General features: G+C 67.0%; 8 protein-coding genes. 5 read left to right on the forward strand and 3 right to left on the reverse strand.

Annotated elements, in window-relative coordinates:
• Window positions 1–335: NUDIX hydrolase (locus AC1DXX_RS32735; protein ID WP_478138363.1), on the reverse strand; the 335-nt coding region annotated here is incomplete at its 3' end.
• Window positions 336–353: 18 nt separating this feature from the next.
• Window positions 354–1,055, reverse strand: a complete 702-nt coding sequence (locus tag AC1DXX_RS32740; protein WP_478138364.1) for a fumarylacetoacetate hydrolase family protein — start codon at window positions 1,053–1,055, stop codon at window positions 354–356.
• Window positions 1,056–1,201: 146 nt separating this feature from the next.
• On the opposite strand from AC1DXX_RS32740, the gene AC1DXX_RS32745 reads away from it, so the two are divergent.
• The 3 genes from AC1DXX_RS32745 to pgeF are packed head-to-tail and all read left to right on the forward strand — an operon-like array spanning window position 1,202 to window position 3,551.
• A complete protein-coding gene (locus AC1DXX_RS32745; RefSeq protein WP_478138365.1) occupies window positions 1,202–2,110 on the forward strand; it encodes a tetratricopeptide repeat protein in 909 nt (302 codons plus the stop codon).
• A 22-nt stretch (window positions 2,111–2,132) separates the two neighbouring features.
• Window positions 2,133–2,771 (forward strand): maleylacetoacetate isomerase, encoded by a 639-nt coding sequence (maiA, locus tag AC1DXX_RS32750; RefSeq protein WP_478138366.1) that lies wholly within the window; start codon window positions 2,133–2,135, stop codon window positions 2,769–2,771.
• A 12-nt stretch (window positions 2,772–2,783) separates the two neighbouring features.
• A complete protein-coding gene (pgeF, locus tag AC1DXX_RS32755; protein WP_478138367.1) occupies window positions 2,784–3,551 on the forward strand; it encodes a peptidoglycan editing factor PgeF in 768 nt (255 codons plus the stop codon).
• Here the strand turns inward: pgeF and AC1DXX_RS32760 are convergent.
• Complete coding sequence (locus tag AC1DXX_RS32760; RefSeq protein ID WP_478138370.1) at window positions 3,483–3,794, reverse strand: hypothetical protein; 312 nt, start codon at window positions 3,792–3,794, stop codon at window positions 3,483–3,485. The two genes, pgeF and AC1DXX_RS32760, sit on opposite strands and share 69 nt — an antisense overlap.
• Before the next feature lie 113 nt (window positions 3,795–3,907).
• Between AC1DXX_RS32760 and phaC the strand changes: the two genes are divergently transcribed.
• Both phaC and AC1DXX_RS32770 read left to right on the forward strand, forming a co-directional pair.
• Complete coding sequence (phaC, locus tag AC1DXX_RS32765) at window positions 3,908–5,659, forward strand: class I poly(R)-hydroxyalkanoic acid synthase (protein WP_478138368.1); 1,752 nt, start codon at window positions 3,908–3,910, stop codon at window positions 5,657–5,659.
• Window positions 5,660–5,702: 43 nt separating this feature from the next.
• Window positions 5,703–6,881, forward strand: coding sequence for an acetyl-CoA C-acetyltransferase (locus tag AC1DXX_RS32770; protein WP_478138369.1), 1,179 nt, complete (start codon window positions 5,703–5,705; stop codon window positions 6,879–6,881).
• Window positions 6,882–7,039: the final 158 nt, after the last annotated feature.

Below are 7,039 nucleotides of genomic sequence, written 5' to 3' on the forward strand. Positions count from 1 at the left end.
ACGCTGATCACCGCGAACAGGCCTTCCATCTCGAAGTTCGCGCCGGCCTCTTCGTCGGTCTCGCGGGCGGCGCCCTGTGCGGTCGTTTCTTCGAGCTCCATGAAGCCGGCCGGCAGCGTCCACTTGCCCCAGCGCGGTTCGATGTTGCGCTTGCACAGCAGCACCTTGTCTTCCAGGACCGGGATGGTGCCGACCACGTTCAGCGGGTTCTCGTAGTGGATCGTGTGGCAGGCCGGGCAGACGGCGCGCTGCTTGGTGTCGCCGTCGTCCGGAATGCGGTAGACCACCGCGGTGCCGCAGTTCTTGCAGTGCTTGATGGGGACGCGCAGGATCATGGGCCGGTGTTGCCGTCTTCAGGCGATCTTGACGGTGAGTGTCGGCAGGCCGGCGACTGCGCCGACCAGCGTGTCGCCGGAAACCACGGCCGCCACGCCTTCGGGCGTGCCGCTGTAGATCAGGTCGCCGGGCTGCAGCTCCCACGCGGCCGACAGGTGCTCGATGGTTTCGGCCACGTTCCAGATCAGCTTGCTCACGGTGCTGCGCTGGCGGTCGGTGCCGTTGACCTGCAGCGAGATCTCGGCGTTCTCGGCATCGCCGGCCTGTGCCACCGGCACGATCGGGCCGATGGGCGCGCTCTGCTCGAAGCCCTTGCCGATGTCCCAGGGGCGGCCCTGTTTCTTCATGTCGTTCTGCAGGTCGCGGCGCGTCATGTCGAGGCCGACCGCGTAGCCGTAGATGTGCTTGTGCGCGTCGGCCGCCAAGATGTTCTTGCCGCCGATGCCGATGGCGACCACGAGTTCGATCTCGTGGTGCAGGTTCTTGGTGAGCGTGGGGTAGGCCATGGTGCCGGTCTGGCCCGCATCGACCACCACCAGCGCGTCGGCCGGCTTCATGAAGAAGAAGGGCGGCTCGCGGCCGGTGAAGCCCATTTCCTTGGCGTGATCTTCGTAGTTGCGGCCCACGCAGTAGATGCGGTGCACCGGAAAGCGGGCGGGCTGGCCGACCACCGGAACCGAGACGGTGGCGGGCGGGGCGAAAACAAACTCGGAAGCCATGGCGACGTGTCCTTTTTCAGCGAAACGGGAGGGGAGACCGGCAGTGTGCCAGAGGCAGGGCGGGGTTGCCGGAGCGCCAGCCCGGGATTGTCGGGCGACTCACAATAGGCACCCTTTGCGTTTCTCCGATCTCCCCTCGCTACACCATGCCCATTCGACTCGGCAAAGCCGGTAAAGCCACAGCCTTCAACGAACTCGGTCGCCAGCGCGACGAGGAGGGCGACCAGGACGGCGCCCTGGCGGCGTATGCCCAGGCGAGCGCGATCCATCCGCACTGGTCGGCGCCCTGGTACAACGCCGGCCTGATCCACAAATACCGCGGTGAATGGGCCGCCTCGCTGCAGGCCAACGCCAGGGCCGTGCAGTGCGATCCGGGCAACGAGGGCGCGTTGTGGAACCTGGGCATCGCGGCCACCGCGCTGGGCGACTGGCCCACCGCGCGCCGCGCCTGGCAGAAATACGGCATTCAAATTCCCGATGGCGAGGGACCGGTCGACTTTTTCGTCGGGCTCACGCCGATCCGCGTGCATGGCGACGAGGCCAGCGAAGTCGTCTGGTCGGACCGCATCGACCCGGCGCGCGCCATCCTGCGCAACGTGCCGTCGCCCGCCTGCGGACACCGCTACGGCGACCTGGTGCTGCACGACGGCGCAGCCAATGGCTACCGCCGGCGCGGCGAGCGGGAGGTTCCGGTGTTCGATGCCTTGGAGTTGATCGCGCCCTCGGACTACTCGACCTACGAGGTCTCGGTGGACGACGCCAACGAGGACGACATCCATGCGCTGACCAAGCGCTTCGAAGAGGCCGATGCCAGTGCCGAGAACTGGACCACGAGCATCCAGGTGCTCTGCAAGGCCTGTTCCGAAGGCCGCCCCGATGGCGAACACAACCATGCGCCCGGCGAGCCGCCCGAGGCCTTCGGCCCGTGGCACATCGGCATCGCCGCGCGCGAGGAGGCGCACGCCCGCCGCATCCTCGACGAATGGCGCAAGCTCACGCCGAAGGCCGGGCTGCGCGACTTCCGCTGCGTGCTGCAGGCCACACCGCGCTCCTAGCCGGCGCTATGCTTGGGACCTCATGAAGCTGCACAACTACTTCCGCTCCTCCTCCTCGTTCCGCGTGCGCATCGCCCTCAACCTGAAGGGCCTCGATTTCGAGTACGTTCCCGTGCACATCGCGCGCGGCGATCACCGCAGCGGCCCGTACTCCGCCATCTCGGCCGACATGCTGGTGCCGCTGCTCGAAGACGAGGGCGAGCGCTTCTCGCAGTCGATGGCGATCATCGAATACCTCGACGAGACGCATCCCGAGCCGCCGCTGCTGCCGCACGACCCGGTGGGCCGCGCCCATGTGCGCGCGCTGGCGCAATCCATCGCCTGCGAGATCCATCCGCTCAACAACCTGCGCGTGCTCAAGTACCTCGTGAAGGAGCTCAAGCTCGACGACGCGGCCAAGAACGCGTGGTACCGCCACTGGGTGCGCGACGGCATGCTGGCCTTCGAACGGCAGCTCGCGCAGCACCCCGGCGGCACCTTCTGCTATGGCAACACGCCGACCTTGGCCGACTGCTGCCTCGTGCCGCAGGTCTTCAACGGCCGCCGCTTCGACTGCGACTTCAGCGGCCTGCCGCGCAGCATGGCCGCCTTCGAGGCCTGCATGGAACTCGACGCCTTCCAGCGCGCGCAGCCTTCGCAGGCGCCCGACGCGGAAGCCTGATCGAGCGCTGCCATGGACGCGCGCTGGCTCGTGCCGGAATGGCCGGCCCCATCGAACGTGCGGGCGGTGTGTACCACGCGCGACGGCGGCGTTTCGCTGGGGCGCTATGAGAGCCTCAACCTCGGCGACCACGTCGGTGACGAGGGCGCGCATGTGGCCGAGAACCGCGGCCGCCTGCAGCGGGCCGTTGGCGCACGCACGGTCTTCCTGCAGCAGGTCCATGGCACCGGCGTTGTCGCGCTCGATGCGGTGCAGGACGTCGTGCGCGACGGCACGGCCGCCGATGCCTGCACCGCGACGGCGGCCGGCCTCGCCTGCACGATCATGGTGGCCGACTGCCTGCCGGTGCTCTTCACCGATGACGCAGGCCACCGGGTGGCTGCCGCGCATGCCGGATGGCGCGGGCTCGCGGGCGGTGTGCTCGAGCAGACATTCAAGCGCTTCGAGACTGGGCCGGTGCCTGGCGCTGCCAAAGTCATCGCGTGGCTTGGGCCTTGCATCGGCCCCGGGGCTTTCGAGGTCGGGGCCGAAGTCAAGGCCGCCTTCGAGGCGCATGCGCCTGAAGCTGCGAACTGTTTCAAATCTGCTGCCGCGCCTGGCAAGTGGCTTGCCGACCTGTCCGCACTGGCGCGCCAGCGGCTGCGCGCGGCCGGTGTCGGYGCTGTATACGGAAACGACGGCAGCGACGAATGGTGCACCGTCACCAACCCGTCACGGTTCTTTTCGCACCGGCGCGACGGCGTCAGCGGGCGCTTCGCCGCGCTGGTCTGGAAGGTCTGATCCGGCTGCAGCTTCGCTCGCGGCGCGGCGTGCGGCCTCCTGCGCCTCGGCCTCGCGCTGCTTGATCGCGCGGCGGCGACCCGGCGTGCCCATCAGGTAAACCACCAGTGCCACGGGCGCCAATCCGTACAAAAGAAATGTGAAGATGGCACCCAGCACGGTGCCCGTGGTGTTGGTGGCCTCGGCCACCGCCATCATCAGGACAACGTAGAGCCAGCCGATCACGACGAGATGGATAAACACGAGAAGTTTCAGTCGGTAAGTGGAACGGGTGGCGTTGTGAGTGCCTTGCGAATGCAGGATACTCAAAACACGCACCCATCCGGATTCGATTCAGGCGAGGACCAGGAGACATGATGAAGCAACAAGCGACGGGGGCGGATGCATTCGCGCCCTTCCAGCAGGCACTTTCAGAGGGATGGACCCAGGCGCTGGAATCATTCCAGCAATCCGCCGCGCAGGGGGCCTCGGCCTTCAATGTCGGCGGCAATCCGCTGTGGCAGATGCCGCAGGCGGCAAAGATGCCCGAGCTGCCGAAGTTCTCCATTGCGCCCGAAAAGCTGCAGGCGATCCAGCAGCAGTACGTCGCGGAAGCCACCGAGCTCTGGCGCCAGGGCTTCGATGCCAAGCCCGCGGGCGACAGGCGTTTTGCGAGTGAAGCCTGGGGCAGCAATCCGCTGTCTGCGTTTTCCGCCGCCGTATACCTGCTCAACGGCCGCACGATGCTGAGCATGGCCGAAGCCATCGATGCCGACGAAAAGACCAAGGCGCGCATGCGCTTCGCGGTCGAGCAATGGATGGCCGCCTCGTCGCCCAGCAACTCGCTCGCCTTCAACGCCGAGGCGCAGAAGAAGGCCATCGATTCGCAGGGCGAGAGCATCGCCAAGGGCATCCAGAACCTGCTGCACGACGTCAGGCAGGGCCACCTGAGCATGACCGACGAGAGCGCCTTCGAAGTGGGGCGCAACGTCGCCACCACCGAGGGCGCGGTGGTGTTCGAGAACGAGTTCTTCCAACTGCTGGAATACAAGCCGCTCACCGCCAAGGTCCATGAGCGGCCCTTCCTGCTGGTGCCGCCGTGCATCAACAAGTTCTACATCCTCGACCTGCAGCCCGAGAACTCGCTGATCCGCTATGCGAACGAGCAGGGCCATCGCGTGTTCGTGGTGAGCTGGCGCAACCCCGACGAGTCGCTCGCCAAGGCCACCTGGGACGACTACATCGAGAACGCCGCCATCAAGGCGATCCATCTCGTGCAGGAGATCAGCGGGAGCAAGCAGATCAACGCGCTGGGTTTCTGCGTGGGCGGCACCATCCTGAGCACCGCGCTGGCCGTGCTCGCGGCGCGCGGCGAGAAGCCGGCCGCGTCGGTCACGCTGCTCACCACATTCCTCGACTTCAGCGACACCGGCATCCTCGACATCTTCGTGGACGAGACGATGGTCGCGTACCGCGAAATGCAGTTGGGCAAGGGCGGCCTGCTGCCCGGCATGGACCTGGCCTCGACCTTCAGCTTCCTGCGCCCCAACGACCTCGTCTGGAACTACGTGGTCGGCAACTATCTCAAGGGCGAAACCCCGCCGCCCTTCGACCTGCTGTACTGGAACAGCGACGCCACCAACCTGCCGGGCCCGTTCTACGCCTGGTACCTGCGCAACACGTACCACGAGAACAAGCTCGCGAAGCCGAATGCGCTCACGGTGTGCGGCGAGAAGATCGACCTCGGCAAGATCGACATCCCGGCCTACATCTACGGCTCGCGCGAAGACCACATCGTGCCGATCGGCGGCGCCTACGCGTCGACGCAACTGCTGCCGGGCAAGAAGCGTTTCGTCATGGGCGCCTCGGGCCACATCGCCGGCGTGATCAATCCGCCCGCCAAGAAGAAGCGCAGCCACTGGATCCGCGAGGACGGCAAGTTCCCGAAGACCCAGGCCGAATGGCTGACCGGTGCGCAGGAGCATCCTGGCAGCTGGTGGACCGACTGGGCACAATGGCTCAAGGGCCACGCGGGCAAGCAGATCCCCGCGCCCAAGACCTACGGCAACGGCAAGGCCTACAAGGCCATCGAGCCGGCGCCCGGACGCTACGTCAAGGCAAGAGCTTGACCCTTCACAACCACGACTTCAAATCACTTCAACGGAGAACCTCATGGAAGACATCGTCATCGTTTCGGCTGCACGCACGGCGGTCGGCAAGTTCGGCGGCTCACTGGCCGGCATTGCCGCCACCGAGCTGGGCGCCCTCGTGATCAAGGAAGTGATTGCGCGCGCCAACCTCACGGCCGAGCAGGTCGGCGAGGCGATCATGGGCCAGGTGCTCGCGGCCGGTGCCGGCCAGAACCCCGCGCGCCAGGCCTGGATCAAGAGCGGCGGTGCCAAGGAAACCCCGGCACTCACCATCAACGCCGTCTGCGGCTCGGGCCTGAAGGCCGTGATGCTCGCGGCGCAGGCCGTGGCCACCGGCGACAGCGAGATCGTGATCGCCGGCGGGCAGGAGAACATGAGCGCCGCACCGCACGTACTGCCCAACTCGCGCAACGGCCAGCGCATGGGCGACTGGAAGCTGGTCGACACCATGATCGTGGACGGCCTGTGGGACGTCTACAACCAGTACCACATGGGCATCACGGCCGAGAACGTGGCCAAGAAGTTCGGCATCGACCGCGCCGCGCAGGACGAGCTCGCACTCGGCAGCCAGACCAAGGCAGCGGCTGCGCAGGACGCCGGCAAGTTCAAGGACGAGATCGTCGGCGTGAGCATTCCGCAGAAGAAGGGCGACCCCGTCGTCTTCAACCAGGACGAGTTCATCAACCGCAAGACCAGCGCCGACGTGCTGGCCGGCCTGCGCCCCGCCTTCGACAAGGCCGGCGGCGTGACGGCGGGCAATGCCTCGGGCCTGAACGACGGCGCTGCCGCCGTCATGGTGATGACGGCCAAGAAGGCCGCCGCACTCGGCCTCAAGCCGCTGGGCCGCATCGCCAGCTACGCCACCGCCGGCCTCGACCCCGCGATCATGGGCATGGGCCCGGTGCCGGCGTCGACCAAGGCGCTGCAGCGCGCCGGCTGGAAGGCCGCCGACCTCGACCTGCTCGAGATCAACGAAGCCTTCGCCGCGCAGGCCTGCGCGGTGAACAAGGAAATGGGCTGGGACGTGAACAAGGTCAACGTGAACGGCGGCGCGATTGCCATCGGCCATCCGATCGGCGCGTCGGGCTGCCGCATCCTGGTGACGCTGCTGCATGAGATGCAGCGCCGGGACGCCAAGAAGGGCATTGCCTCGCTGTGCATCGGCGGCGGCATGGGCGTGGCGTTGACCATCGAACGATAAGCTGAGCCCGCCGATCCTCGCGCACTCCGTGCCTCTTCTTCCAGGGGGTGTGTGGAGTGCGTTGTTCAGGGCGCGCTCACGCCGACGGGGTACCTTGCTCCGCGAATGTCCCCCGGCGCGGCCTATGGCCGCATGCCTCCTCCTTTATTTCGCTGCGC

It is taken from the genome of Variovorax sp. P4_B10, assembly GCF_056402375.1.